22 protein-coding genes are annotated in these 26295 nt (G+C 53.7%); 7 read left to right on the top strand and 15 right to left on the bottom strand.

What is annotated here, in order from left to right; translation table 11 throughout:
• Positions 1–28: 28 nt before the first annotated feature.
• The 3 genes from degS to zapG all read right to left on the bottom strand — a co-directional run bounded on the left by degS (position 29) and on the right by zapG (position 3081).
• Positions 29–1108 (bottom strand): outer membrane-stress sensor serine endopeptidase DegS, encoded by a 1080-nt coding sequence (gene degS, locus LH22_RS19485; RefSeq protein ID WP_038649525.1) that lies wholly within the window; start codon positions 1106–1108, stop codon positions 29–31.
• Between the two features lie 86 nt (positions 1109–1194).
• On the bottom strand, positions 1195–2565 hold the full coding sequence (degQ, locus tag LH22_RS19480) for a serine endoprotease DegQ (RefSeq protein WP_038649523.1): 1371 nt from the start codon (positions 2563–2565) through the stop codon (positions 1195–1197).
• Positions 2566–2676: 111 nt separating this feature from the next.
• On the bottom strand, positions 2677–3081 hold the full coding sequence (zapG, locus tag LH22_RS19475) for a Z-ring associated protein ZapG (RefSeq protein WP_034826655.1): 405 nt from the start codon (positions 3079–3081) through the stop codon (positions 2677–2679).
• 184 nt (positions 3082–3265) lie between these two features.
• Here zapG and zapE point away from each other — a divergent pair, with 184 nt between their 5' ends.
• The 5 genes from zapE (at position 3266) to sspB (ending at position 6924) form a co-directional block, all read left to right on the top strand.
• Positions 3266–4393, top strand: a complete 1128-nt coding sequence (gene zapE, locus LH22_RS19470; RefSeq protein ID WP_038649520.1) for a cell division protein ZapE — start codon at positions 3266–3268, stop codon at positions 4391–4393.
• A gap of 239 nt (positions 4394–4632) precedes the next feature.
• Entirely contained in the window at positions 4633–5061 is a 429-nt protein-coding gene (gene rplM / locus LH22_RS19465) for a 50S ribosomal protein L13 (RefSeq protein WP_038649517.1), read from the top strand.
• A gap of 15 nt (positions 5062–5076) precedes the next feature.
• Positions 5077–5469, top strand: a complete 393-nt coding sequence (gene rpsI / locus LH22_RS19460) for a 30S ribosomal protein S9 (protein ID WP_034826648.1) — start codon at positions 5077–5079, stop codon at positions 5467–5469.
• A 327-nt stretch (positions 5470–5796) separates the two neighbouring features.
• Positions 5797–6438, top strand: coding sequence for a stringent starvation protein SspA (sspA, locus tag LH22_RS19455; RefSeq protein WP_034826645.1), 642 nt, complete (start codon positions 5797–5799; stop codon positions 6436–6438).
• A gap of 3 nt (positions 6439–6441) precedes the next feature.
• The gene (sspB, locus tag LH22_RS19450) at positions 6442–6924 is read left to right on the top strand and encodes a ClpXP protease specificity-enhancing factor (RefSeq protein WP_034826642.1); all 483 of its coding nucleotides are present in this window, start codon (positions 6442–6444) and stop codon (positions 6922–6924) included.
• A gap of 166 nt (positions 6925–7090) precedes the next feature.
• Here the strand turns inward: sspB and LH22_RS19445 are convergent, their stop codons facing one another.
• A complete protein-coding gene (locus LH22_RS19445) occupies positions 7091–8845 on the bottom strand; it encodes a sulfite reductase subunit alpha (protein ID WP_038649513.1) in 1755 nt (584 codons plus the stop codon).
• 66 nt (positions 8846–8911) lie between these two features.
• A complete protein-coding gene (locus tag LH22_RS19440; protein WP_038649510.1) occupies positions 8912–14443 on the bottom strand; it encodes a glutamate synthase-related protein in 5532 nt (1843 codons plus the stop codon).
• Positions 14444–15328: 885 nt separating this feature from the next.
• On the opposite strand from LH22_RS19440, the gene arcB reads away from it, so the two are divergent.
• A complete protein-coding gene (gene arcB / locus LH22_RS19435) occupies positions 15329–17683 on the top strand; it encodes an aerobic respiration two-component sensor histidine kinase ArcB (protein ID WP_038649507.1) in 2355 nt (784 codons plus the stop codon).
• Between the two features lie 878 nt (positions 17684–18561).
• Entirely contained in the window at positions 18562–19284 is a 723-nt protein-coding gene (gene mtgA, locus LH22_RS19430; protein WP_038649504.1) for a monofunctional biosynthetic peptidoglycan transglycosylase, read from the top strand.
• A 6-nt stretch (positions 19285–19290) separates the two neighbouring features.
• Here mtgA and npr read toward each other — a convergent pair whose 3' ends face one another.
• From npr to kdsD, 10 genes are all read right to left on the bottom strand, one after another.
• Entirely contained in the window at positions 19291–19563 is a 273-nt protein-coding gene (gene npr / locus LH22_RS19425; protein ID WP_038649501.1) for a PTS phosphocarrier protein NPr, read from the bottom strand.
• Positions 19560–20414, bottom strand: a complete 855-nt coding sequence (rapZ, locus tag LH22_RS19420; protein ID WP_038649498.1) for an RNase adapter RapZ — start codon at positions 20412–20414, stop codon at positions 19560–19562. The genes npr and rapZ overlap by 4 nt, the downstream gene beginning before the upstream one ends.
• Before the next feature lie 52 nt (positions 20415–20466).
• Positions 20467–20949, bottom strand: a complete 483-nt coding sequence (gene ptsN, locus LH22_RS19415) for a PTS IIA-like nitrogen regulatory protein PtsN (protein WP_176505766.1) — start codon at positions 20947–20949, stop codon at positions 20467–20469.
• Positions 20950–21111: 162 nt separating this feature from the next.
• Positions 21112–21399 (bottom strand): ribosome hibernation promoting factor, encoded by a 288-nt coding sequence (gene hpf, locus LH22_RS19410; protein WP_034826627.1) that lies wholly within the window; start codon positions 21397–21399, stop codon positions 21112–21114.
• Between the two features lie 21 nt (positions 21400–21420).
• Complete coding sequence (gene rpoN, locus LH22_RS19405) at positions 21421–22854, bottom strand: RNA polymerase factor sigma-54 (RefSeq protein ID WP_038649494.1); 1434 nt, start codon at positions 22852–22854, stop codon at positions 21421–21423.
• 48 nt (positions 22855–22902) lie between these two features.
• On the bottom strand, positions 22903–23628 hold the full coding sequence (gene lptB / locus LH22_RS19400) for an LPS export ABC transporter ATP-binding protein (protein WP_034826621.1): 726 nt from the start codon (positions 23626–23628) through the stop codon (positions 22903–22905).
• Positions 23629–23633: 5 nt separating this feature from the next.
• Positions 23634–24188 carry a lipopolysaccharide ABC transporter substrate-binding protein LptA gene (gene lptA / locus LH22_RS19395; RefSeq protein ID WP_034826619.1) on the bottom strand — a complete coding sequence of 185 codons (555 nt, stop codon included), beginning with the start codon at positions 24186–24188 and terminating at the stop codon, positions 23634–23636.
• Entirely contained in the window at positions 24157–24735 is a 579-nt protein-coding gene (gene lptC, locus LH22_RS19390; RefSeq protein WP_038649491.1) for an LPS export ABC transporter periplasmic protein LptC, read from the bottom strand. Before lptC ends, lptA begins: the two co-directional genes overlap by 32 nt.
• Entirely contained in the window at positions 24732–25298 is a 567-nt protein-coding gene (gene kdsC / locus LH22_RS19385; protein ID WP_034826614.1) for a 3-deoxy-manno-octulosonate-8-phosphatase KdsC, read from the bottom strand. The genes lptC and kdsC overlap by 4 nt, the downstream gene beginning before the upstream one ends.
• Before the next feature lie 13 nt (positions 25299–25311).
• Complete coding sequence (kdsD, locus tag LH22_RS19380) at positions 25312–26292, bottom strand: arabinose-5-phosphate isomerase KdsD (protein ID WP_034826612.1); 981 nt, start codon at positions 26290–26292, stop codon at positions 25312–25314.
• Positions 26293–26295: the final 3 nt, after the last annotated feature.

Below are 26295 nucleotides of genomic sequence, written 5' to 3'. Positions count from 1 at the left end.
GCATATTGCGCCGCTGTTCATTTCATCGTTACTGCTGTGTCGTGGGAGCGGCAGGTGCCTCTGGAAACTCCTGAATAGTGACCGGCAGCATCATCTTCTGTTCGTTACGCAGAACCTGCACCTGAATCACCGATCCTGGACGAATCTCGGCGACCTGATCCATGGTTTCCTGCGCCGACAGCGCCGGTTTGCCGTTCACCTGTAAAAGCACATCATTGGCTTGAATCCCTGCCTGGTCGGCTGGCCCGCCTGGCGTAACCTCACTGACGATAATACCCTGTGCACGATCCAGACTGCTGCCCTGACCGTGTAGCGGCGGCAGCTCACGGCCGGTGATGCCGATATAGCCACGAATGACCCGACCGTCACGAATCAACTTATCCATGATCTTGGTTGCCAACGCGGTTGGAATCGCAAAGCCAATCCCTTCCGGCGTTTCGCCATCATTGCTTTTATCAAATGTCAGGGTGTTAATGCCCATCAGTTCGCCGAGCGAGTTAATCAGCGCACCGCCTGAGTTGCCCTGATTGATGGATGCATCGGTCTGCAGGAAATTTTGACGACCCGATGAGCTCAAGCCCACGCGCCCGGTGGCACTGATAATGCCCTGAGTGACGGTCTGCCCGAGGTTGTAGGGGTTACCAATCGCCATCACCACATCGCCGATATGTGCGATACGGTTCGCGTTAATCGGAATCACCGGCAGGTTAGTGGCGCTGATCTTCAGCACCGCTAAATCGGTCATCGCATCTGAACCCACTAAAGTGGCTTCAAAGAAGCGGCCATCCTGCAACGCCACGATGATCTGGTCGGCGTTATTAATCACATGCTTGTTCGTGAGAATGTAGCCTTTCACGTTCATGATTACGCCAGAACCCAGCGTGGTGATACCGCGATTGTTGTTGCCATGGGCACTGCGGTTGTAGACGTTGACCACCGCAGGCACAGCGCGGCGCACCCCCTGATTGAAACTCACGGGGGATTCATCATCACTGTTGTCATGATCAAAGGTGACGTTGCTGCTCATACGCAGCGCAGGAATCGCAACCAGCAGCAAACCCGCTACGATCAGGCCCATCACCACAGAACGCAAAAGTTTAAGAAACATGGTGTTATTTCAGGAAAGGTGGGATCGCTGGGCAGAATAACATGAGAAAGGCGGACAAACACCTGCTTGTCCGCCTGTTACGAGGATTATCGCATAAGTAAGTAAATGCTCTCGTCGCCGCGCACCACGTTCAGTGCCAGGATCGCGGGTTTACTTTCCAGCGCTTTACGCATTTCAGCCAGCGAGGTCACACGATCGCGGTTCACACCGACAATCACATCATCTTTCTGCAAACCTGCCTGCTCCGCTGGCGTGCCTTTTTCGATGGCATCCACTTTCACGCCTTTATCACCGGCTTTAGAGGCACCATCGCTCAAGGTGGCACCTTGTAACGCCGGAGACATCAGCTGGGCGCTGGCGGTGGTTTGCGCGCTCTGTTCCAGCGTCACGGTCACGGTCACCGGTTTGCCTTCACGCAGCAGACCAATTTTCACCTGCTGACCTGGTGGGGTGGTGCCCACTTTTACGCGCAGCTCGGCAAAGCTGGTGATCGCTTTGTCATTGATGGAGGTGATGATGTCGCCCGCTTTAATGCCCGCTTTCTGCGCCGCTGAATTAGGCAGCACTTCAGAAACAAAGGCACCGCGCTGCGCGTCAACGTTAAAGGCTTTGGCGATGTCAGGCGTCATTTCGGTGCCTTTAATGCCCAACTGACCACGCTTCACTTCACCAGACTGAATCAGCTGCTGCGCGAGGTTCATCGCCATATTGCTTGGGATCGCGAAGCCGATACCGATGTTGCCGCCACTGGAGGCCAGAATCGCGGTGTTGATACCAATCAGCTCGCCATTCAGGTTCACCAGCGCACCGCCAGAGTTACCTCGGTTGATCGCTGCATCGGTCTGTATGAAGTTTTCCAGGCCTTCAAGGTTCAACCCGCTGCGGCCCAACGCCGAAATAATGCCGGAGGTGGCCGTTTGGCCAAGACCGAAGGGGTTACCGATAGCCACGGCAAAATCGCCCACTTTCAGCGCGTCGGAGTCGGCGATTTTCACCTGCGTCAGATTTTTAGCGCCTTCAACCTGGATCAGCGCGATATCGGTTTGCTCATCATGGCCAATCAGCTTGGCATCATATTCATTGCCATCGCTGAGCTGGACGCTGATTTTATCGGCACCGTTTACCACGTGATTGTTGGTGAGAATGTAACCTTTAGCCGCATCAATGATGACACCTGAACCAAGGCCCTCAAACGGTTGCGGCTGGGATTGTCCCGGTGCCTGGCCAAAGAAGCGCTTTAGCGGTTCAGGAATATCCTGTGCCTGCTGGCCGCTGTCGGTGCCTTCAACATGCACGCTAACGACCGCGGGCAGAACTTTTTCCAGCATGGGTGCCAGACTCGGCAGTGCTTGTCCCTGCACCTGTGCGGGCAGCGTCGCCATCGCGCCAGGCGTTGCCGCCAGACTCATCCCAATACTCAAGGCTAATGCGCTTAACAGTCGTGCTTGTTTTTTCATTGCTACAACGCTCTCGCTGCGAAAGAAGAAAGGGGATAGAAAGTGTGACAGTAGTTTGGCGTAAGTGTTCGGAAAACAAAAAGGGCACAGCTAAGCTGTGCCCCAAAAGGATTATTTACGCGGAGTACGGTCGCTACCACGCAGCAAACCCGATGCGCCATCAGAGTAATCACGCGGCATTTGCACCGGTGCCTGATCGTTGTCCGCTTCGGCTTCCGTTAACTGATAAGCAAACGGATTTTTTTCGCCCGGCAGATTTGGCAGCAGGTCATTCGAACCCTTCGCCATATGCTGATACAGCTGGCGGTAGTCATGTGCCATGTTGTCCAGCAATTCTGCGCTGCGCGCAAAGTGGTTGGTGAGCTCTTCACGATAATCTGCCAGCTCAGCCTTCGATTTTTCCAGTTCGTACTGCATGCTTCGCTGCTCACGCAGCTTCTTGTTGCCAAAACGCATAACGACTGCGCCGACAATAATGCCAATCACTAAACCAATCAGCCCGTATTCCCAGGTCATAATGACTCCCGTGTAATTTCCGTTGCTTCGTAGGGCATTGCTTCTGTTTCCACTTCAATAGCAGCCACTATAACCAATAATCTTATGGAAGTGGAACTATCGGGCTGCATCGCTTACTGTAGAGCGGCCTAATTTTCGCCAACCGACCCGTGAATCGGACTTTTTCAGGGATTCTGAGAGAACCATGCAAACCTCATCTCCGCTTGCCCGCTATGAGCAGGCGCTGTCACAGGGCGAGTTCCGCCCGGATGATGTACAACGTGAAGCCATTACCCGTTTAGATGCTATCCAGCAAGGATTGATTGCCCGCAAGCCCTCGCAGGAACCTGCGGCGAAAGGGCTGTTTGGCCGCCTGTCAAAGCTGATGGGTAAAGAGAAAAGCAGCAGCGAAGCCCCGGTGCGCGGGCTGTATATGTGGGGCGGCGTGGGTCGCGGTAAAACCTGGGTAATGGATTTGTTTTTTCAGTCTATTCCTGGCGACCGCAAACTTCGTCTTCATTTTCACCGCTTTATGCTGCGCGTCCATGAAGAACTGACGCAGTTACAAGGCCATAGCGATCCGCTGCTGATCGTGGCCGACCGCTTTAAAGCGGAGACCGATATTCTCTGCTTCGACGAATTCTTCGTTTCAGACATTACGGATGCGATGCTGTTGGGTACGCTGATGCAAGCGCTGTTTGATCGCGGCATTGCGCTGGTGGCGACTTCCAATATTCCGCCTGACGATCTCTATCGCAATGGCCTGCAGCGCCCGCGTTTTCTGCCCGCCATCGAGCAGATCAAACGTCATTGTGATGTGATGAACGTCGATGCGGGTATCGACTATCGCTTGCGTACCCTCACGTCAGCCCATCTGTGGAATTTCCCGCTCAATGAGGACACGCATGCCGAAATGGAGCGCATGTTCCGCGCGCTTTCAGGTAAGCCGCGTGAAGATGCCCCCGTGCTGGACATTAACCATCGTGAGATGCCAACGCTGGGCGTTAACGAAGGCGTGCTGGCGATCGATTTCCTCACGCTGTGCGGCACCGGGCGTAGCCAGCATGACTACATCGAGCTATCACGCCGCTTCCACAGCGTATTGCTGTATGATGTGCCGGTGATGATTTACAAGACGGAAGATCAGGCACGCCGCTTCCTGGCGTTGGTCGATGAATTCTACGAGCGCCACGTGAAACTGGTGGTGGCGGCCGAAACGTCATTGTTTGAAATTTATCAGGGCACGCGCCTGAAGTTTGAGTATCAACGCTGCTTGTCGCGTTTGCAGGAGATGCAAAGCGAAGAGTATTTGCGTCTGCCGCATCTGCCCTGATGACGTGGGCAAAAATCGCAGGATTTCGATGCAAAAAGGTTCGATCTTTGAGTTCGACTTCTCTATAATCTTGCGACCCCACGTTACAGCATCGGTTTTCTTTCCCAAGAACTCGATGTGATCCGGTAACTCACTTGAAGGGGTGGCTTGCTGGGCAAAATGGTCGTGTGAGCCTCAATCGTTTACTTAGCGTTTGGGATTTCACCAACGTGTAACTTTTTATTTGGGTAAGCTTTTCAATGAAAACTTTTACAGCTAAACCAGAAACCGTACAGCGTGACTGGTATGTTGTTGACGCAACGGGCAAAACCTTGGGTCGCCTGGCGACTGAACTGGCGCGCCGTCTGCGTGGTAAGCACAAAGCGGAATACACTCCGCACGTTGATACCGGTGATTACATCATCGTTCTGAACGCTGAGAAAGTTGCTGTAACCGGCAACAAGCGTAATGACAAGATTTACTATCACCACACTGGCCACATCGGTGGTATCAAGCAAGCGACCTTTGCAGAGATGATCGAGCGCCGTCCTGAGCGTGTGATTGAAATCGCGGTTAAAGGCATGCTGCCGAAAGGCCCACTGGGTCGTGCTATGTACCGTAAACTGAAAGTTTACGCAGGCAACGAGCACACTCACGCGGCGCAGCAACCGCAAGTTCTTGACATTTAATCGGGATTATAGGCAATGGCTGAAACTCAAAACTACGGCACTGGTCGCCGCAAAAGCTCTGCCGCTCGCGTCTTCATCAAGCCGGGTAGCGGTAACATCGTAATTAACCAGCGCTCACTGGAGCAATACTTCGGTCGCGAGACTGCACGCATGGTCGTGCGTCAGCCGCTGGAGCTGGTTGATATGGTTGGTAAATTTGACCTGTACATCACTGTTAAAGGTGGTGGTATTTCTGGTCAGGCTGGTGCGATCCGTCACGGTATCACACGCGCTCTGATGGAATACGACGAGTCTCTGCGTCCTGAACTGCGTAAAGCGGGCTTCGTTACCCGTGACGCACGTGAAGTTGAACGTAAGAAAGTCGGCCTGCGTAAAGCACGTCGTCGTCCGCAGTTCTCTAAGCGTTAATTGTTGCTGCTTCGGCAGACACAATTTGCTCAAAAAACCCGCTTCGGCGGGTTTTTTATTGCCGCCATTCACGATTTCTCACGCTAAAAACGCGAGCTTTACCCGCATTTTGCCCGCAAATCATTATCCCTGCCCCACAAGCTGCTTAAAATCTGGTAAACTCACTGACACTTTGCGCCCGCAAGCCGGAGCGTTGTGCGCGTTATTTCTGTCGGGACGACGGAAAAGCGCCACTGACGTTGGCTGTGTGCGAATCTGATGAGCAGGTGAGTCGCCGCGTGGTTGGCTATTCGCAGTATCTTTTTGTGAACAAACTTGGAGGTTTTCATGGCTGTCGCTGCCAACAAACGTTCGGTAATGACGCTGTTTTCTGGTCCGACTGACATTTTTAGCCATCAAGTACGTATTGTACTGGCTGAAAAGGGCGTCAGCGTGGAGATCGAGCAGGTTGAAACGGATAACCTGCCGCAGGATCTGATTGACCTCAACCCGTATCGCACTGTACCAACGCTGGTCGACCGTGAACTGACGTTGTATGAATCACGCATCATCATGGAATACCTGGATGAGCGTTTCCCGCATCCACCGCTGATGCCTGTTTATCCGGTTGCCCGTGGTGAAAGCCGCCTGATGATGCACCGCATCGAGCAGGACTGGTACACGCTGATGCGTGCTATCGAAACCGGTAACAATGCTGAAGCCGACGCGGCACGCAAACAACTGCGTGAAGAGCTGCTGGCGATTGCCCCGCTGTTCTCTCGCACGCCGTTCTTTATGAGCGAAGAGTTCAGCCTGGTTGATTGCTACCTGGCACCGCTGCTGTGGCGCCTGCCGCAAATGGGCGTTGAACTGGTTGGTGCCGGTTCTAAAGAGCTGAAAGGCTACATGACGCGCGTATTTGAACGTGACTCTTTCCTCGCTTCATTAACGGAAGCGGAACGTGAAATGCGCCTGCAAGCCCGGGGCTAATGTATGGAAATGTCGCAACTAACGGCTCGTCGTCCGTATCTGCTGCGTGCGTTTTATGACTGGCTGCTCGACAACCAGTTAACGCCGCATCTGGTGGTCGACATCAATCTGCCTGGTGTGCAGGTGCCGCTGGAGTATGCGCGTGATGGCCAGATCGTTCTGAACATTGCGCCGCGCGCTGTCGGTAACCTCGACCTCGCCAATGACGAAGTGCGTTTCAATGCGCGCTTTGGTGGCGTGCCGCGCCAGGTTTCTGTGCCAATGGCCGCTGTGCTGGCCATCTACGCACGTGAAAACGGTGCAGGTACCATGTTCGAACCGGAACCGGCTTACGAGCTGGAAACCAACGAACAGGAAGGCCAGGAAGAGACGATGATGTCTGTGATTGATGGCGATCGTCCCGACGATGCGGCTGATAACGATCACTCGCCGGATGATGAACCGCCACCGCGTGGTGGGCGCCCTTCATTACGCGTGGTGAAGTAAATCGCATGAAATAAGAAACGGGCCAATTGGCCCGTTTTTTTATGGATGCACTTCTCAATAACGGCGCGATTGATCGCACATCTGAACCGCTGTTACATGGCGCGATTCAGCGTGCTGCGACAGCAGAGGTTAAAAAGGAAGCTCATCAGCTTCCTTTTTATGGGTCTTAGTAGACGTCACGCAGATAGCGTTTATCTTTCTTCAACTGGTCGATGTAAGCCGCTGCACGTTCACTGGAGAGGCCACCAAACTGGCGGACCACTTCATACAGCGCAGAGTCGACATCCTTCGCCATGCGAGAGGCATCACCACAGACGTAGAAGTAAGCCCCTTCCTGCAGCCAGGCGTACAGCTCAGCGCCTTTTTCCAGCATACGGTTCTGCACGTAGATCTTCTCTTCCTGATCGCGTGAAAACGCCAGGTCGAGATGTGTTAACAGACCGCTTTGCTGCCAGCCATTAAGCTCATCTTCATAGATGTAGTCGTGTTCCTGATGCTGATCGCCAAAGAACAGCCAGTTCTTACCTTCAGCACCCGTTGACTGACGTTCCTGCAAGAACGCACGGAACGGAGCAATACCGGTGCCAGGGCCAACCATGATCAGCGGAGCATTGCCGTTAGCCGGCACGCGGAACGCTTTGTTTGGCGAGATAAAGATCGCTGGCTTCTCGCCACGGCGCACGCGCTCGGCCAGATAGGTAGAGCAGACGCCTTTACGCTCACGGCCACCGCTGTGATAGCGCACGGAAGCAATCGTCAGGTGCACCTGATTAGGATGCGTTTTGGAGCTGGAAGAGATGGAGTACGCACGGTGTTGCAACGGACGCAGCATCGCCACGAACTCTGGCACAGACAGAGTGCGCTTCAGCTCAAGCTGCAGCAGGTCCAGCGTGTCTTTGCCCCACAGCCAGTTAGCCAGGGTGTCTTTATCGTCGTGCTGTAATACGTGCAACAGTTCCTGGTTGGCAGTGTGCTGACCCACCCACTCAATCAGCTTGCGCGATGGTTCGGAGATCTCGAACTGGTAGGTCAGCAGATCGCCGAGGTTACGATCAAAGCCTGGCACCGGGGTTTCATAGTCCGCTTTCAGCTCGCTCAGCAACAGGCTAACCAGCTCAGCATCGTTCACTGGGATGACGCCCAACGCGTCACCGGCTTCATATTTCAGGCCGCTGTCAGTGAGATCGAATTCAAAGTGGCGAATATCTTTCGCCGATGATTCGCCAGACAGACGCTTGTTCGTCGCCAGCGCTGCAGCATAAGGGTTTTGCTTGTTGCTACCTGGAATTACCGGTGCTTCTGGCGCGCTCTCTAACACCGTGCCGCTGCTGCCGGCACTGGCGGCAAACTGTGGCATTGCGTCGCCAATCCATGCGCTGGAAGGCTCCTCGAAGTCGATATCGCAATCGATACGGTCAAAGACGCGCTTAGCACCCAGCTGTTCCAGACGCATATCGAAGAATTTACCGGCCTGACAGAAGCCATCGTAGCCAGTATCGCCGATCGCCAGGATAGCAAAGTGCATCTGCTCCAGACGCGGCGCGGTGCTGGCTGAAAGTGCTTGCCAGAACAGCTGGGCATTGTCCGGCATCTCGCCTTCACCGTAGGTGGAGGTGACAATTAGCACATGACGCATGGTGGCGAACACGTCTAGGTCTACTTCGCCCAATGCCTGAACCACCGGCACCAGACCTTTGGCACGCGCGGCTTTAGCGGCAGTTTGCGCCAGCGCTTCTGCGTTGCCGGTCTGTGAACCGAACAGAATGTGCAACTGCGTGTTGGTGGCGCCACCGGCCGCAGGTGCCGTCTGCTTATCTTCTAATACCAACAGACGCGAGTGGAGACCGGCGAGAAAACCCGCCAGCCAGTATTTCTGTTCGCCGTTAAACGGCGCATCTTCAGGAATGTAAGGAATCTTCATGGATATCTGTACTCAAACCCGTCTCGTGATGTTCAGTCAATATACACACATTCATTGGTGCTGCTATCAGGAAAGTTTCCCGACAGCAGCGGCGATTTCTGGCAGCGCGGCGCGTGCAAACAGCTCTTCGAAATCAGGCAGATGGCCAAGCACCTCACGGTTGCGGGCATCCTGATAAATGATCCAGCCATAGGTCGCCAGGCTGTCCATCGAGCGAATGTTGCGTTGCGTTAATGCTGCTTTGTAATCGGACATACGTTTTGCTGCAATCAGGCTAGCCAGTTCGTCATCGCTGTAGCTTTCAATCGCTGAGCGTGCATGGCGTTGCAGTTTGCTCACCAGCGCGAAGTCTTCCGTCATCAGCAAATTGCGTACCGCTTTCTCAACCGCAGGGTCTTCAACGGCAGTACCTTTTGGCAGTTTGCCGAGCGCCAGTTGCTGCGCGAAGCTCAATACGGTGTAGTTGTTGAGCAGCACGAACATTTCCGCTGTATCCGTCGCACCGTAAGCCGGTACGGCGCCATCCGCAATGGTTTTGCCGGTGCGCCATGCTGCCTTGAATTTGGCAACCTGATGCGCAGCCAGTGAGGTTGACAGCTCTTCCAGCAAATCCTTACGTGATTTCGCTTTCAGGATCTCGCCACCATCTTGATAGAGCAGCAGCGAACGCGGCATCACGTAGACAAAGTGGTGGCACTCGGTTTCCCAATTCTCCAGCAGCCAGGCTGCGCGCGGCGAGTTGGTGGCTTCCAGGTGCCAGTTCAGCATGGTCAGCACTGCTTGCTTGTGAACCTGCGCCAATTCATCTTCGTCAGCGATTGAACCGAACAGCACGGAATCACCCGCTGCGTGTCCTGCCAGTGCACCGTACGGGTCATACTGGTAAGCGAAACCACCGCTCATGCCGTTGCCGAAACCTTTACCAAAGGTGCCGAGGTTGAGAATCGCACCGTTAGTCATGTATTCGCAGCAGAAATCGCCGACGCCTTCGACTACCGCAGTAGCGCCAGAGTTACGAACCGCAAAACGGTCGCCCGCCTGGCCCTGTACGAACAAGCGACCACCGGTCGCACCGAACAGCGCGAAGTTACCAATCAGCACGTTGCCGTCGCTGTCTTGTGCGCCGCCACCTGGTGACATCACCACCAGCTCGCCACCGCACTGACCTTTACCTACGCCGTCGTTACAGGTGCCGTAGTGCTTCATCTGCATACCATCGTTGCAGAAGGCGCCAAATGACTGACCGGCAGATCCGCTGGTGTGGATGTTTACGGTGCGCGGTGCCAGGTAATGACGGCCGCGATCGTCTTTGAACACCGCTGGCAGTGCAGCACGTTGTTCAGCAGACAGCTCGTGGTTCAGCATACGTTCGATGTCGATGGCCAACTGGCCGCCAACACTCTTGTTACGGTTGTTCAGGGTGATGCCTGCGCCGAGCGCGATATCGCGGCTCGCCTGGCCGATCAGCTGCGTTTTCAGCTCTTCAACCCAGCTATCATCCAGCTCAAAATCTTTCTCCAGATAGACCGGCTTCGCGATTTTCTGCTCTGGCACCACGGTCAACATCGCACGCAGATCCAGCTTGCCGACTTCCAGTGGATGATCCATCAGGTGCAGCAGGTCAGAACGGCCACGTGCTTCGCGCAGTGAACGCAGGCCGAGGCGTGCGAGGAATTCACGCACTTCTTGCGCCACGTTAACGAAGTACTGCGCCAGCTGACGCGGATCGCCATCAAAGGCTTCGGCGTTGGTGGTTAAACCGGCTGGGCATTTAACGTTACAGTTTTTCGCCATCACGCATTTCAGCATCATCAGCGCGGTGGTGCCGAACTCGAAGCTGTCGCCGCCGAGCAGGGCAGATTTGATCACGTCGCTACCGGTTTGTTGTGCACCGGAGCAACGCAGCTGCACCTTGTCACGCAGGCCGTTAGCACACAGCGCCTGATGCACTTCCGCGATACCGATTTCAGCAACGCGGCCGGTGTATTTCAGGCTGGTGACCGAGGCCGCACCGGTACCACCGGTGTTACCTGCCACGTTAATCACGTCTGCGCCCGCTTTCGCCACGCCAACCGCGATGGTGCCGATGCCTTCAGAGGACACCAGTTTCACGATGACGCGAACACGTGCGGCTTTACAATCGTGGATCAGCTGTGCCAAATCCTCGATAGAGTAGGTATCGTGGTGCGGTGGGGGTGAAACCAACTCAACACCTGGTGTACCGCCACGCGCTGCGGCGATCTCCACGGTCACTTTCGGTGCAGGCAGCTGTCCGCCTTCACCTGGCTTCGCGCCTTGACCAATTTTGATCTCCAGTTCTTCCAGCATCGGGTCGGCCAGATATGCCGCCCATACGCCGAAACGACCCGATGCCAACTGCTTGATGCGTGAAGCGCGGATGGTGCCGTGACGCGAATAGTGCTCGCCACCTTCACCACAGTTACTCATGCCACCAACCATGTTGGTACCGTGCGCTACGGCTTCGTGCGCAGGCGCAACCAGCGCTCCGTGGCTCATCGCACCGGAGGCGAAAGTGCGGGTAATTTCGTGTGCCGGCTGGATTTCTTCCAGTGGCAGCGAAGGCAACGCGGTAAAGATCAGTGACAGGTAATTTGCCGCTTTACCGTAAGCGGTGATGTGCAATACACCATCGGCCACGCTGCTGCTTTCGATGTCGTTGCTAAAGCGGGTTTTCAGTGCACGTGCCAGCGCTTCCAGACGTTCATCTTCTGGCTTCAGGCCCGCGATGGAATCAATCAGGCGCAACTCGAACTGGTTCAGGCTGCCTTCCACGGCTTCACACTTCAATCCACGGGTGGCAAAACCGTTGTTGACCAGTGAGTAACGGCCGAGTTTGCGACCAAACTCCGCTTCGCTGTCAACGTGGGTCAAATCACACGGCAGCGCGAGGATGTCACGCAGCGCAGCAGGGCGACGTTTACGTTCGGCGTGCATCAGGCTGGAGAATTGACGGTAATCCGGCGTGATCGCCAGTGAGTCAATGACCTCGTTCGGGATGCGTTCGAAGCTACTGTCTTTGAATGCGTCAGCTTTAATGCTGAAGGCATTGTCCAGTTTGGCCAGCGTCATCAGACGGATGAAGTTGTCCTCTTCGCGTGCTTTATCAGCGAAGCGAATCGGCTGCTCTGTCATGTCGATAAAGGTACGTACGGCAATGGTACCGTAAGAGTGACCTGCACCTTCCGCACGCTCTTTGAACAGACCCAGCAGTGGCACTTCGGCCTCGCCCTGAATTTTCAGTGCGCTCTGGTGCCAGTCAACCGCCATCTGGGCGATAGCCGGGAAGCCCGCGCCACCGACCGGTGTTTTAATATTCGGGAAGTACTTCTTCAGAACCGGATCGTCGGTATTCAGGAAGTTAGGTTCAAAGAATTCACCACAGCTGTAGCTCTCAACGGTACAGAGACCCACTTTACCCATGGTTTTCATCAAGGCTTTTTCGGCTGCTTTGGCATAGCGTTTGAAGGCTTTGTTACCTTCTTCGCCTTCGCCATATTTCTCTTCCGCGCGCATCTGTACGCCCAGCGGGTAAACCGCTGACGCACCAAAGCCTAAAGTGGCTGCGATGTGGTGTGAAGAGATGCTCTGGCCACTTTCTACCACCAGAGAAACATCCAGACGCAGACCTTCCTGCACCAGACGTTGGTTAATCGCTGAAACCATCAGCAGCATAGGAATGGCTGCGTGAGTTGAAGAGATGTGGCGGTCGGTGATTACCGCAATGCCGCCCTGCTGGCGTGCGAAATCCACGACCTGCTGTGCCAGATTATCAATGGCGTTTTCCAGCGCTTTGGCGTTGGCGGCGCGGCTGACGATATCTTTGCCGATGACCGGCTCATACAGCATCTCGAAACGCGCATAAGGTGCGACGGTTTGCTCGCGCAGACGCAGCATATCGAGGTGTGTCAGGATCGGCGTGGGCACGATAACCTGCTGACCTTTACTGCGGCCCAAGTGCGGTTTTGCTCCCAGTGCCACGCGCAACGTCATGCCGTCCGCTTCGCGGATCGAATCCAGCGGCGGGTTGGTAACCTGAGCAAAGCGTTGTGAGAAGTAGTGCGCCATGCCGCCTTCGTGGTCGGACAGGCCATTGATGGCGTTGCCGTAACCCATCGCCGAGATTTTCTCAGCGCCGGTTTGCAACATCGGGTCCATCATGAATTTGAAGCTTTCCTGGTTGTAGTAGTACGCCACAAAACGCTGATAGGTTTTGAGGTCACCACGATAGCGCAGCGGTGAACCCAGCTGCTCTGCCTGAATCTCCGGCAGATCGTGCAGGTCCACGCGAGCCGCGCTCAGCAGTGAAAGGTAATCTTTCTCTGCTGCCAGTTTTTCCAGCGCTTCCACCGTGGTGTAAGAGCGTTTTTCTTTGTGATCGTAATAGAGCATGCCGCCCGCTTCGATACGGCCACGACGCAGTACGCTTTCCGGTGGGAAGGCAATCTGACCCGCTTCGGACATCGCACCGATGTACTCGGCGGTTTCGACAGAACGCAATGGGCGCAGACCCAGGCGGTCAAGGCGTGCCCCGATCACTTCGCCATTACCGAAGATCAACGCTGCCGGGCCATCGTTCTTCTCTTCATACAGAGAGAAGTACTCCAGCATGGCGCGCACTTCATTTGACAGTGAGGTGTCGTTTTCCCACGCTGGCGGCATCATTGAGACGACGGCGTTGATCAGGTCGAGGTTATCTTCCATCAAACGGCTATGAATGCTTTGGTCCAGACGCGAGCTGTCGGACTGGCCTTTCGGACGCACGATTTTCTTACCGCGCGCCAGCATCAATGCCGCTTCTGCGATGCGGTTTTTACGGTCGGTGTTCAGCTCACCGTTGTGCGCCATCAGGCGGAACGGCTGTGCCATGGTGGTGTGCGGATCGGTGTTGGTGGAGAAGCGGGTATGGAAGAACAGCCCACGCACCTGATGGTCCACATCGGTCAAATCTTTGAAGTACGGGATCACTTCATTTGAGTTCAGGCGTGCTTTGAATACCTGAGTACGGGAAGAGAGCGACAGCGGATAAAGACCGCCGAATTCGCTTTCTGTAAAGGCACGCGCTTCGATATCCAGCAGCGCACGATAGATGTGACGCTCGAATTCGATCTGTTCAGTGACTTCCTGTGGCGCCGCAAAAATCCACTGCACAATCGGCAGCTGGAATGGCAGGGCGGCTGGACGTGTCACGCTGCCGTCCAACGGCATATCGCGTTTCATCAGCACAGGGAAGTTATGGGCGGCCAGGGTTTCTTCGACCAGACGCTCTGCGTTAGCACGCAGCTCGGCATCTTTTGGCACAAAGAAGTTACCCACGCCAAAGCGGCCAGCTTCCAGTGGCTGGCCAGTCACTTTGCGGAAGAAGTTCAGAGAAAGGTCGACGTTGACACCTGCGCCATCGCCCACGCCCTCAGCAGACATACCGCCACGGTGCGGTACTGTGCACAGTGCGCTGTGCGCCATCTGCAGGATCTCATGGGTCTGCTCGCCGTCCTTACGGGTAATAAACCCAACACCACAGCTATCACTACCGGCTGAGGGATCATACAAACCATAGGGATGAGGTTTTTGAGTGGACATTGAGGGTCTCCTTAAACTGCTTTTGACATTACCTGCATTATTTCAAGCACAGAGCACTGCTGCGTGCTGTATCAAATTCGTTTTCGCCGCTTAAACGCGGACGTCGCAATACCGAGCAAAGGCTCTCAAGAGAGTATGGTCTCGTCCTTGATGAGCTGCTCTTACTTCCGGTCTCTTACGGGAGATAACTTGCATCCAGAGGGAGTTTCTTGCTGCATAGATATGCCGAGACTCAGTCCCGACTGGAAAGCATCCAGCGGAATTCCAACTTATCGGGAAAGCGAACTCAGGTCAAATAGCCAGCTTTGTTGCGGGTAATCGGCTGTTTTGCCAATTAACTTTATGATTATGAACAATTTATTACGTTAATAACTGTCAATCTGACGATTCTGATTCCCCTATGAAGTGTGAGCCGTCTCACTGTGAGGTACGCCTCAGATATCTAAACAATGCTGAATAACTGCATTCCATCAGCATAAAATTCTGTTGGGGCGGTTTCACGCACAGCATGTATCTGTTTTTCTTATGGCGTCATATTTGAATCAAAATAGGGCTGTCATTAGTAAAATTAATCAAGCCGATTGTGAGTAAAATGGCGTTAAAGTTGAATGAATATGCAATAACAAGGCCCAGCCATCAGATGAAATGGCTGCCGGGAGGCGGAATAGCACGGGATGTTACAAAAGGGTCGCAAAAGCGCGGCCCTCCAGATTATTCAGTTGGCAGATTTAGTCAAGCGCTTTACGCATAACGACGCGAACATCGGCGAAAAGGCGCTGCGATGCACCATAATGAGGCAAAGTCAGCAGGCAATGACACGCTGAGTCGGCGCAGTGCCGCGATAATTACGCTATCATGAGCCAGATTTCGTTCAGGGAGCTCGTGATGAAACAAATTCGTCTTTTAGCGCAGTACTACGTTGATCTGATGGTCAAGCTGGGGCTGGTGCGTTTCTCGCTGCTATTAGCCTCAGCACTGGTGGTGCTGGCGATGGTGGTGCAAATGGCTGTCACCATGGTATTGCGTGGACATGTTGAGAGTATCGATGTGGTGCGATCGGTGTTCTTCGGCCTGTTGATCACGCCCTGGGCCGTCTATTTTCTCTCGGTGGTGGTTGATCAGTTGGAAGAGTCTCGCCAGCGCCTGACGAAGCTGGTCGATAAGCTGGAAGAGATGCGCACGCGCGATCTTGAACTTAACCAGCAAATGAAAGAGACCATCGCTCAGCTGAATCAGGAAATTAACGATCGTATCAAAGCGGAGCAGGCCCGCGAGCAGGTGATGGATAAACTGCGCGAAGAGATGGCGCGCCGTGAACAGGCGCAAATCGAGCTGGAACAGCAATCCTCTTTCTTACGCTCCTTCCTCGATGCCTCACCGGATTTGGTGTTCTATCGCAACATCGACAAGCAGTTCTCGGGCTGTAACCGCGCGATGGAGTTGCTAACGGGCATGAGCGAGAAGCAACTGATTGGCCTGACGCCGCGCGACATTTACGATGAAGATGCCGCCTCCAAGGTGCTGGAGACGGATGAAAAGGTCTTCCGCCATAACGTCTCCCTGACGTACGAACAGTGGCTGCAATATCCTGATGGGCGCAAAGCCTGCTTCGAAATCCGCAAAGTGCCGTATTACGATCGCGTCGGTAAACGCAGCGGCCTGATGGGCTTTGGTCGCGATATTACTGAGCGTAAGCGTTATCAGGACGCGCTGGAGAATGCCAGCCGTGAGAAGACCACCTTTATTTCAACCATCAGCCATGAACTGCGTACGCCACTGAATGGCATTGTCGGCTTGAGCCGCATTCTGCTGGACACCGATCTCAATCAGGAACAACTGAAGTACCTGAAAACCATCCATGTCTCTGCCATCACGCTTGGCAACATCTTTAATGACGTGATTGAAGTGGACAAAATTGAGCGCCGCAAAGTGCAGCTGGATAATCAGCCGCTCGACTTCACCGGCTTCCTTGCCGATCTGGAAAACCTCTCCGGGTTACTGGCGCAGCCGAAAGGACTGAAGTTCGTGATGGCACCTGAGCTACCGCTGCCGCACATCATCTCTGCTGACGGCACGCGCCTGCGCCAAATTTTGTGGAACCTGATCGGTAACGCGGTGAAATTCACCCAGCAGGGTGAAATTGTGGTGCGCGTCGCCTATCACCAGGACGAAACGCTGCGCTTTGAAGTGCAGGATTCTGGCATGGGAATTCCGCAGGAAGAGCAGGACAAGATCTTCGCCATGTATTACCAGGTAAAAGATCAGCACGGCGGAAAACCCGCCACCGGTACCGGCATTGGTTTGGCGGTTTCTCGTCGTCTGGCACAGGCGATGGGCGGTGATATTAGCGTGAGTAGTGCGCCGGGGCAGGGCTCATGCTTTGTGGTCGAGATAAATGCACCTCGTGTGGCCGATGAAGTGGAAAACGAAGATCTCGACGACAGCATGCCATTGCCGGCGCTGCACGTATTACTGGTTGAAGATATTGAACTGAACGTCATTGTGGCGCGCTCAGTACTGGAGAAACTGGGATGCAGCGTGGAAGTGGCGATGACCGGCACTGAAGCGCTGGCAATGTTCGATCCGCAGGAATTTGACCTGGTGCTGCTGGATATCCAATTGCCGGATATGACCGGGCTGGATGTGTCGCGCGCCATTCATCAGCGCCATGCTGGCGTGGCGCTGCCGCCGCTGGTGGCACTGACCGCCAACGTGCTGAAGGATAAAAAAGAGTATCTCGACGCTGGAATGGATGATGTGCTGAGTAAACCGCTGGCGGTGCCGGCCTTAACGGCGATGATTAAAAAGTTCTGGGATTACCAGGGCGAGCCGGAAGAAGAGATTCAGACCTCCTCAGACGAACACTCGCGCATGCTGCTCGATGTGGAGATGCTGGAGCAGTATATCGAATTGGTCGGCCCAGGATTGATTACACAAAGCCTGACGATGTTTGAACAGATGATGCCGGGGTATCTCGACGTGCTGGATTCCAACATGATGGCGCGCGATCAAAAAGGGATTGCGGAAGAAGGGCATAAAATTAAGGGGGCTGCGGGCTCAGTAGGACTGTTGCATCTGCAGAAACTGGCGAAACAGATACAGTCACCGGAACTGCCAGCATGGTGGGACAACGTGCAGGAGTGGATCGACGAATTAAAACATGAGTGGCTGCATGACGTTAACGTGTTACGCGAGTGGGTAGCTGAAAGGGAAAAATCTTCGGACGCCAGAAAAAAATGACCCCAGTCGAAACTGGGGTGCGCGAATACTGCGCCAACACCAGGGAAATGGGTACTGCTGCTATCGTTAGAAGTCGAATGGATCAGCAACAGTATGGTATTGGTTAACGCTTCGAAATCACCTTAACAAATTCGCCAACGCTTGTGACAAGATTCATTAAATTGTGTGAAGTTGAGCAGCGATTAAATACAGAAAACATTAATTTGCTGACACAGTCAAGCAAGGAATTAATTTCTTTGCCGTATTGCACTATTTTTGACCAATTGTTCTGCTTTTTGCCTGAATTTCCTTCAGCCGGAAGCAGGAAAAGCCTGACAGCTGCGCCGAAATTCCTAATCAGCCGAAAAATCAGAGTTAAGTGAGCTTAACATGCTGATATTAGGTAACAAATAAGGTGGTTCTGGTGGGTTATCCAAAACGTTTTGGAAACCCTCTGCAGAAAGTTCCAGTTTAAGGTTTTGCGGTGCAATGTAAACCAAACGGAAGGCTAAATCCTTTACCATTGTCAGGGCTAATCATGATGATGTTGACGCGATTTCAGCCACGTTTATTGAAACGGCTGCGCGCATCAGTGCGCTTATTCAAATGCTTTGAAAGTTTATTGTTAAGTATTGTGAAAGTTTAAACGTGATCTTTATCACTTTGTATGAAGTATCCGATTGTAAGGGTTTTGCTGGGTTTTTCACCATGGAACCGATTCCCTTATGATGGAAGTGCTTGATGTGATTGGCTCTAATAGAGGAACGATGATGACGCAGGTAATAACTTCATCTCTAACTTTCACGCGATAGGCGGTAAAGTTTTGCCCAGGATTACAGGTAATCAAAATTGTGACCGGGGTGATTGATTAATGCAGGGAACAGGTAAGAGTAAATTGCATGAGTAAGAGTAAAGGGAAAATGGGGCAACGCCTTAAAGTGCTGATTGCTAAAGTGCTGCTGGCGTGGTTGGGAATTTGGCTGGCCGGCATCGTGATCTTTGCCTTTTTACCAGTGCCGTTTTCTGCGGTGATGGTGGAGCGTCAACTGGGTGCCTGGTTCAGTGGTCGGTTCGACTATGTGGCGCACTCCGATTGGGTCAGCATGGATGAGATTTCTCCGTGGATGGCGCTGGCCGTGATCGCTTCTGAAGATCAAAAATTTCCGGAGCACTGGGGCTTTGATGTTGATGCGATACAAAAAGTGCTGGATAACGATGGCTCAGAACAGATGCGTGGTGCCTCAACGCTGTCGCAGCAGACCGCAAAAAACCTGTTCTTATGGGATGGCCGCAGCTGGGTGCGAAAAGGGCTCGAAGCCGGTTTAACCGTTGGACTCGAAACGGTGTGGACCAAACGCCGCATTCTGACGGTATATTTGAATATTGCGGAGTTTGGCAACGGCGTGTTTGGTGTGGAAGAGGCTTCACAGCGCTACTTCCACAAACCAGCCAGTCGTCTGACGCTTTCTGAAGCGGCGCTGCTGGCGGCGGTACTACCAAACCCGATTCGCTTCCGCGCTGATGCACCTTCCGGGTATATACGAATGCGCCAGCAGTGGATAATGCGCCAGATGCGTCAGTTAGGTGGGGAAGGTTTCCTCGCTCGCTACAAATTGCATTAACAGCAATTAGTCTTCGTCAAACCCGGCTTCAAACAGCTCAATCACCGCAGCCAGCGCCTCTATTTCCTGAGGGCCGCTGGCTTCAATCTCGATATGGCCGCCTTTCGCGGAGTCGAGCATCAACAGCGCAATCACGCTGCTGGCTTCGGCTTCCGTACCGGCTTCATTGCGCAGTAGTACCTCTGCGTCAAAACTCTGCACCAACTCGAACAGTTTCATTGCCGGGCGCGCATGCATGCCCAGCTTATTGCGAATCTCAACGACTTGCTTCACGGTCATGATTTACGTTTTTCCAGAGTGCGATGACGAGACTGCACATTTTTGCCGCGTGAACGGAAGTAATCTGCCAGCTGTTCGGCGATGTAAACCGAACGGTGTTTACCACCGGTACAGCCAATCGCGACCGTCAGATAGCTGCGGTTGTTGGTTTCCAGCATCGGCAACCACAGCTCCAGATAGCTGCGCGTCTGGTAAATGAAGTTATGCACTTCAGTGTGGCGGTCGAGGAAAGCCGCAACCGGACGATCAAGTCCGGTCATCGGACGCAACTTGGGATCCCAGTGCGGGTTTGGCAGGAAACGCACATCGAAGACGTAATCGGCATCAATTGGGATGCCGTGTTTGAAGCCGAAGGACTCAAACACCATGGTCAGCTCACGCTCACGTTTGCCAGACAGGCGCGTACGCAGCATTTCAGCCAACTCATGGACCGACATTTCGGAAGTATCAATGATCAGGTCTGCCCGCGAACGCAAAGGCTCAAGCAGGTCACTCTCTTCATCAATCGCGCTTTCCAGTGACAGATTTTTACTGGAGAGCGGATGGATGCGGCGAGTATCACTGTAACGCCGTATCAGTGTGTTGCGATCGGCGTCCAGGAACAGTAGCTGTGGTGAAAACGAATCCGGCAGATTATTGAGCGCCGTTTCAAACACCTCCGGCGATTCAGGCATGTTGCGCACATCAATGCTGACGGCCGCCGAAATATTGCGCTCTGTTAAGGTGTTCGCTAATTCCGGTAGCAGCACCACGGGCAGATTATCGACACAGTAAAATCCCATGTCTTCCAGGGCACGCAGTGCGACCGATTTTCCTGAGCCTGACCGACCGCTAACGATCATCAGCACCATCACATTTCTCCCGTTTTAAACCGACGAATAGGCCGGTAAATGTGTCTGTCGCTTAAGAGTGTTCTTCCTGAGCTTCTGTGATAATGGCATAGAGTTCTTCATCACTCTGTGCCGCACGCAAACGGCGGCAGACGGTTTTGTCCGCCAGACGTTTAGCGACCAGCGACAGCGTATGCAAATGGGTTTTGCACTGGTCTGCAGGCACCAGCAGAGCAAACAGCAGATCAACCGGCTGATTGTCCACTGCGTCAAAGGCGATCGGTTGGTCGAGGCTGATAAACACACCAACGGCGCGCAGCGTATCCTCTTCCAGTTTGCCATGCGGAATGGCGATACCGTTGCCAATGCCCGTACTGCCCATACGTTCGCGGGTCAGAATGGCTTCAAATAGTGTCTGGTGCGGCAGATTGAGCTGCTTTGCTGCCAACTCGCTGATAATTTCCAGCGCGCGTTTTTTACTCTGGCAGTGTACGCCGCTACGGGTACAGTCCAGTGAGAGGACCGAGCTCAATTCCAGTGTCAGATCGTTGTTCATCATCGTTTCACTTGCGAGTTCACATAGCCGCAAGGTTAACGCCATTCATAGCACAATGGCGAGTCTCCCGTTGGCGCTTGCGCAGATGACAAAACGGGGCGGTTAACCCGCCCCATTTGCGCTCTGAGTGCCGAATCGGTCAGCACTCTGCAAGCATGAAGGTTAGTGTTTTTTCAGTTTGTCTTTGTGTTTGGTCAGCTGACGGGAAAGCTTGTCGATTAACCCGTCGATGGCCGCGTACATGTCTTCCGCTTCCCCTGTGGCGTGCAGCTCTCCGCCATTGACGTGCAGTGTTGCTTCCGCAATCTGCGTCACCTTCTCCACTTTCAGAACAATATAAACCTGATTGATACGATCAAAGTAGTGTTCCAGTTTGGCAAATTTGCTATTTACAAATTCGCGCAGCGGTTCAGTGATTTCAACATTCAGTCCGGTCAGGTTTAGCTGCATAGGTCTTCCTTCTTCGTTCGGTCAAACCAACTGCTTGCGCTGGTTTGATGGCGGTATAGATAAAGACTCGCGATATTTAGCAACCGTACGTCGCGCCACCATGATGCCCTGATCGGATAACATGGAGGTGAGTTTGCTGTCGCTCAAGGGTTTTGCGGGGTTTTCCGCGGAGATCAATTTCTTCACCAGTGCACGGATCGCCGTGGAAGAGGCTTCGCCACCGCCTTCGGTATTCACATGGCTGGAGAAAAAATATTTTAATTCAAAGATGCCACGCGGGCTGTGCAGGTACTTTTGCGTGGTCACACGGGAAATGGTGGATTCATGCATATCCACGGCCTGGGCGATATCAGCCAGCACCATCGGCCGCATGTATTCCTCGCCCTGTTCAAAGAACGCCTGCTGCTGCTCGACAATACAACGCGTCACTTTGAGCAGTGTGTCGTTGCGGCTTTCGAGGCTTTTAATCAGCCATTTGGCTTCCTGCAAATTACTGCGAATGAATTGGCTGTCGCTGTCGTTACGCGCGGAGCCGCCCATCGCGGCGTAATGTTGATTAATCTTCAGGCGCGGCAAACTGTCTGAATTCAGTTCAACCGTCCAGCGCTTACTGGTTTTACGCACCAGTACATCAGGAATCACATACTCGGGTTCGCTGGTGTTGATCGATTGGCCGGGACGGGGATCAAGTGACTGAATCAGCAGCATCGCGTCTTTCAGCACGTCTTCCTTGAGGCGTGTGACACGCATCAGGCTGCGAAAATCATGGTTGGCCAGCAGATCCAGATGTTCACTGACGATCAACCGCGCTTCTGCCAGCATTGGCGCATCGGCAGCGTATTGTGAAAGTTGCACCAGCAAGCAGTCACGTAGATCACGAGCACCGACACCGACAGGATCAAAGCGCTGAACACGCTTCAGCACCGCTTCAACCTCTTCCAGCGTCAGATCTTCATCACCAATGCTGTCGCAGATGTCCTGGACGGAAACGGTGAGATAGCCCGTGTCATCAATGGCGTCGACAATTGAAGTGGCAATCGCGCGGTCGGTATCCGTAAACGGCGTGAGCTCCACTTGCCACATCAGGTAGTCCTGCAGTGACTGGGTGGTTTCGCCTTGATAAACCGGCAGCTCATCATCCTGGTAATCGGTACCCGTGCCAGAAGGCGTGCCCGCGGTGTAGATTTCATCCCAGGTGGCGTCGAGTGGAAGCTCCTCGGGCATCTCTTTCTGTTCGAGGGCTTCACGTGTGTCTAACGAGTCGCTCTCCTGATGCTCACGTGAATCGACTTCTTCATGTAGATCGGTTTGCTCAAGCAGCGGATTGCTTTCCAGCGCCAGTTGCAGTTCCTGCTGGAGTTCAAGCGTAGAGAGTTGCAGCAGACGAATGGCCTGCTGCAACTGTGGGGTCATCGCCAGCTGTTGGCTGAGCCTGAGTTGCAAACCTTGCTTCATAATTCTGCTTGAATTTCCTAAGCAAATGTCGTGAATAACGACACCTTATCAGAGTCTGAACTCTTCGCCCAAATAAACCCGTTTAACCTGCTCATCTGCAAGAATTTCATCAGGCGTGCCATGCGCGATCAGATGTCCCTGGCTCACGATGTAAGCACGTTCGCACACCGCAAGCGTTTCACGCACGTTGTGATCGGTGATCAACACGCCAAGACCGCTGTCGCGTAGGTGTTCGATGATTTTTTTGATATCGATGACTGAGATCGGGTCAACACCGGCAAAAGGTTCATCCAGCAGGATAAATTTGGGGTTGGCTGCCAGAGCGCGAGCGATTTCAACACGGCGTCGCTCACCACCGGAAAGCGCCTGGCCCATGCTGTCACGCAGATGCTCAATGTGGAACTCTTCCATCAATTCATTGGCACGATCCTGACGCTGCTCTTCCGTTAAATCATCGCGGATTTGCAACACTGCCATCAAATTGTCGAACACGCTTAGACGGCGGAAGATTGACGCTTCCTGCGGCAGATAGCCAATACCACGGCGCGCTCGCGCATGCAGCGGCAGAATACTGATATCTTCGTCATCGATCACGATGCGGCCTGCATCACGCGGCACAATCCCGACAACCATGTAGAATGTGGTAGTCTTGCCGGCACCGTTTGGACCTAGCAGGCCGACAATCTCGCCAGATTTTACCTGCAGGCTGACATCTTCCACCACGCGGCGGCCTTTATAGGCTTTCGCCAGGTTTTCAGCGACTAATGTGGCCATAGCGATCAGTTACTCTTTTTAGGGCTCGTGGACGAGCCGTTTTTGTCCTGCAACTGCGACGGCACCAGTACGGTGGTGACGCGTTTGCTTTCGCCCTGGCTAAACGCCTGCATTTTCTGCTCTTTCACCAGGTAAGTGATGCGATCGCCTTTGATGTTGCTGTCCAGCTGCTGAATGAAGGCATTGCCCGTCAGTTCAACGAAATCGTTCGCCAGCTCATAATGCAGTTTTGAGGCGTGGCCCTGCACGGGTTTGCCGTTATCCTGCATCTGGTAGAAGGTGGCGGGAGCGCCGTAGGCATCCACGATAGTTTTTTTACTGTCGCCACCTGGACGTGTGACCACCACCTTGTCAGCGGTGATTTTGATTGAACCCTGAGTCACGATGACATTGCCGGTAAAGGTCGCCACGTTGCCTTGCAGATCCAGCGCCTGATTCACCGAATCAATATTAACGGGCTTGTCAGAATCGCCCGTCAGGGCCAGCGCGGGCAGGCTGGTCGCCAGTAAGGCGCTCACCAACAACAACTTAAGGCTGTTTTTGTTCATTTTGGATTTCATAGGAAGTTTTGACCTTTTCAAGCAGCTGGGCATTCTTGGTTCGTAAATTGCCGCGCATCTTCATGCCAGTGGAATTAAAACTGCGGCCAAATAGGGTGACTTGATCGTCAGATGTCACATCCTGGGTGACCAGATTAACCTGAGCCGTATCGGTAATAATGCGCTCAAGTTGAGAATCCTGGGTCAGGGTATTCACTTCGACGTGACCATATAGATAAAGCATACGATCTTTGGTCAGCTTTGCCTTATCGGCACGTATTGTCCAGGTGGGCACTTTATTTTCATCATACGTGGTTGCAACCGGATTATCGAACCAGCTCACCTCATCTGCCGCAAAGTAAGTCACTTTATCCGAGATCAGTTTGTACGCCAGCGCGCCCGTGGGGTTGTACACCACAGAATGGGACTTCTCGCTGGTATAGGTTGGCTCCTGGCTATTGGTCGCCATCGGCGCTTCGCTATCGTCCTGGTTGGTGAGATTCCAGCCGATCAGCACCAGGGCGATCAAGGCCAAAATCAGCGTTATCCAACGCCTGCTCTTACTCATACTGATTGCCCTTTGGCATCCTCAAATTTGTTCTGCGCCATCAAAATCAGATCGCAGAGTTCACGTACCGCACCACGGCCACCGGCAATGCGGGTGACGTAGTGTGCACGAGGTAATAACACGGGGTGGGCATCGGCAACGGCCACACTCAAACCGGCCTCCGCCATCACTGGCCAGTCGATCAAATCATCGCCGATGTAAGCCACTTGCTCAGCAGATAATGACAGTTTATCCAGGAGTTCACGCCACGCCAAAAGCTTATCTGATTGTCCCTGATAAAGATGCGTAATGCCGAGCGTCTGGCAACGATCTTCCAGCAGCTTCGCTTTGCGGCCCGTAATAATAGCCACTTCGATATCAGAGGTCAGCAGGCAGCGAATACCATAGCCATCACGGACGTTAAAGGCCTTCAATTCTTCGCCGTTGTTGCCCATGTAAATCACGCCGTCAGACATCACACCGTCGACATCGCAAATCAGTAGGCGAATCCGCGCCGCCCGAGCCATTACATCGGCACTCACCGGGCCATAGCAGGTATCAATCATCGTGGTTTCAACACTCATTCTTTGTTCCTGTTCAAACTACGCCCGCGCGCAGCATGTCATGCATATGTACCACACCGAGCAGACGATCGTCATCGGCGACCAACACCGCAGTGATGTTTTTGTTTTGCATCAGATTCAGTGCGTCGACAGCCAGCATATTCGGGCGCACGCGAATCCCGCCGCGCGTCATCACATCCTGAATGCTGGCTGACTGGAAATCGATCCCCATATCGAAGATGCGGCGTAAGTCGCCATCAGTGAAAATGCCTTCGATTTTCATCAGGTCGTCAACAATCACCGTCAGGCCGAGGTTTTTGCGCGTAATTTCCAGCAGCGCATCCCGCAGCGACGCATCGCGGCTGACGTGTGGGATCTCGTCACCGCTGTGCATAATATCGCTCACGTGCAGCAACAACTTGCGGCCCAGTGCGCCACCGGGATGCGAGAGCGCAAAGTCTTCCTGCGTAAAGCCGCGTGCTTCCAGCAGGGCAACCGCCAGCGCATCGCCCATCACCAGCGTGGCGGTAGTACTGGAGGTCGGTGCCAGACCGAGCGGGCACGCTTCCTGTGGAACCTTCACGCATAAATGCACATCAGCGGCACGCCCCATGGCACTCTCCGGACGACTGGTGAGGCAAATCAACGGCACTTTCTGTCGCTTGAGGACCGGAATGAGGGCCAGAATTTCGTTCGATTCGCCACTATTAGAAATAGCGATCACCACGTCGTTAGCTGTCACCATACCGAGGTCACCATGGCTGGCTTCACCAGGATGAACAAAGAACGAAGACGTGCCGGTGCTGGCGAAAGTCGCTGCCATTTTTGCACCAATATGACCGGATTTGCCCATGCCCATCACCACCACTTTTCCACGGCAGGCAATGATCATTTCGCAGGCGCGGCTAAAGTCGGCATTAATATACTGATCGAGCTGCTCCAGCCCTTCGCGTTCGATGCGCAGTACCGCTTTACCTGCCTGTTGGTAATCAAAAACCGGTTGCTGATGTGACATGGT

Origin of the sequence: Pantoea rwandensis (genome assembly GCF_000759475.1) — a bacterium.
GTDB classification, from domain to species: Bacteria; Pseudomonadota; Gammaproteobacteria; order Enterobacterales; family Enterobacteriaceae; genus Pantoea; species Pantoea rwandensis_B.
The sequence above is the reverse complement of the archived record's forward strand: the minus strand, read 5'-3'. Positions and strand labels throughout refer to the sequence as shown.

What these genes read in the sequence shown, in the direction of transcription:
- degS (WP_038649525.1), bottom strand. Translation starts at nt 1,108, where the DNA reads ATGTTTCTTAAACTTTTGCGTTCTGTGGTGATGGGCCTGATCGTAGCG.
- degQ (WP_038649523.1), bottom strand. Translation starts at nt 2,565, where the DNA reads ATGAAAAAACAAGCACGACTGTTAAGCGCATTAGCCTTGAGTATTGGG.
- zapG (WP_034826655.1), bottom strand. Translation starts at nt 3,081, where the DNA reads ATGACCTGGGAATACGGGCTGATTGGTTTAGTGATTGGCATTATTGTC.
- zapE (WP_038649520.1), top strand. Translation starts at nt 3,266, where the DNA reads ATGCAAACCTCATCTCCGCTTGCCCGCTATGAGCAGGCGCTGTCACAG.
- rplM (WP_038649517.1), top strand. Translation starts at nt 4,633, where the DNA reads ATGAAAACTTTTACAGCTAAACCAGAAACCGTACAGCGTGACTGGTAT.
- rpsI (WP_034826648.1), top strand. Translation starts at nt 5,077, where the DNA reads ATGGCTGAAACTCAAAACTACGGCACTGGTCGCCGCAAAAGCTCTGCC.
- sspA (WP_034826645.1), top strand. Translation starts at nt 5,797, where the DNA reads ATGGCTGTCGCTGCCAACAAACGTTCGGTAATGACGCTGTTTTCTGGT.
- sspB (WP_034826642.1), top strand. Translation starts at nt 6,442, where the DNA reads ATGGAAATGTCGCAACTAACGGCTCGTCGTCCGTATCTGCTGCGTGCG.
- LH22_RS19445 (WP_038649513.1), bottom strand. Translation starts at nt 8,845, where the DNA reads ATGAAGATTCCTTACATTCCTGAAGATGCGCCGTTTAACGGCGAACAG.
- LH22_RS19440 (WP_038649510.1), bottom strand. Translation starts at nt 14,443, where the DNA reads ATGTCCACTCAAAAACCTCATCCCTATGGTTTGTATGATCCCTCAGCC.
- arcB (WP_038649507.1), top strand. Translation starts at nt 15,329, where the DNA reads ATGAAACAAATTCGTCTTTTAGCGCAGTACTACGTTGATCTGATGGTC.
- mtgA (WP_038649504.1), top strand. Translation starts at nt 18,562, where the DNA reads ATGAGTAAGAGTAAAGGGAAAATGGGGCAACGCCTTAAAGTGCTGATT.
- npr (WP_038649501.1), bottom strand. Translation starts at nt 19,563, where the DNA reads ATGACCGTGAAGCAAGTCGTTGAGATTCGCAATAAGCTGGGCATGCAT.
- rapZ (WP_038649498.1), bottom strand. Translation starts at nt 20,414, where the DNA reads ATGGTGCTGATGATCGTTAGCGGTCGGTCAGGCTCAGGAAAATCGGTC.
- ptsN (WP_176505766.1), bottom strand. Translation starts at nt 20,949, where the DNA reads ATGAACAACGATCTGACACTGGAATTGAGCTCGGTCCTCTCACTGGAC.
- hpf (WP_034826627.1), bottom strand. Translation starts at nt 21,399, where the DNA reads ATGCAGCTAAACCTGACCGGACTGAATGTTGAAATCACTGAACCGCTG.
- rpoN (WP_038649494.1), bottom strand. Translation starts at nt 22,854, where the DNA reads ATGAAGCAAGGTTTGCAACTCAGGCTCAGCCAACAGCTGGCGATGACC.
- lptB (WP_034826621.1), bottom strand. Translation starts at nt 23,628, where the DNA reads ATGGCCACATTAGTCGCTGAAAACCTGGCGAAAGCCTATAAAGGCCGC.
- lptA (WP_034826619.1), bottom strand. Translation starts at nt 24,188, where the DNA reads ATGAAATCCAAAATGAACAAAAACAGCCTTAAGTTGTTGTTGGTGAGC.
- lptC (WP_038649491.1), bottom strand. Translation starts at nt 24,735, where the DNA reads ATGAGTAAGAGCAGGCGTTGGATAACGCTGATTTTGGCCTTGATCGCC.
- kdsC (WP_034826614.1), bottom strand. Translation starts at nt 25,298, where the DNA reads ATGAGTGTTGAAACCACGATGATTGATACCTGCTATGGCCCGGTGAGT.
- kdsD (WP_034826612.1), bottom strand. Translation starts at nt 26,292, where the DNA reads ATGTCACATCAGCAACCGGTTTTTGATTACCAACAGGCAGGTAAAGCG.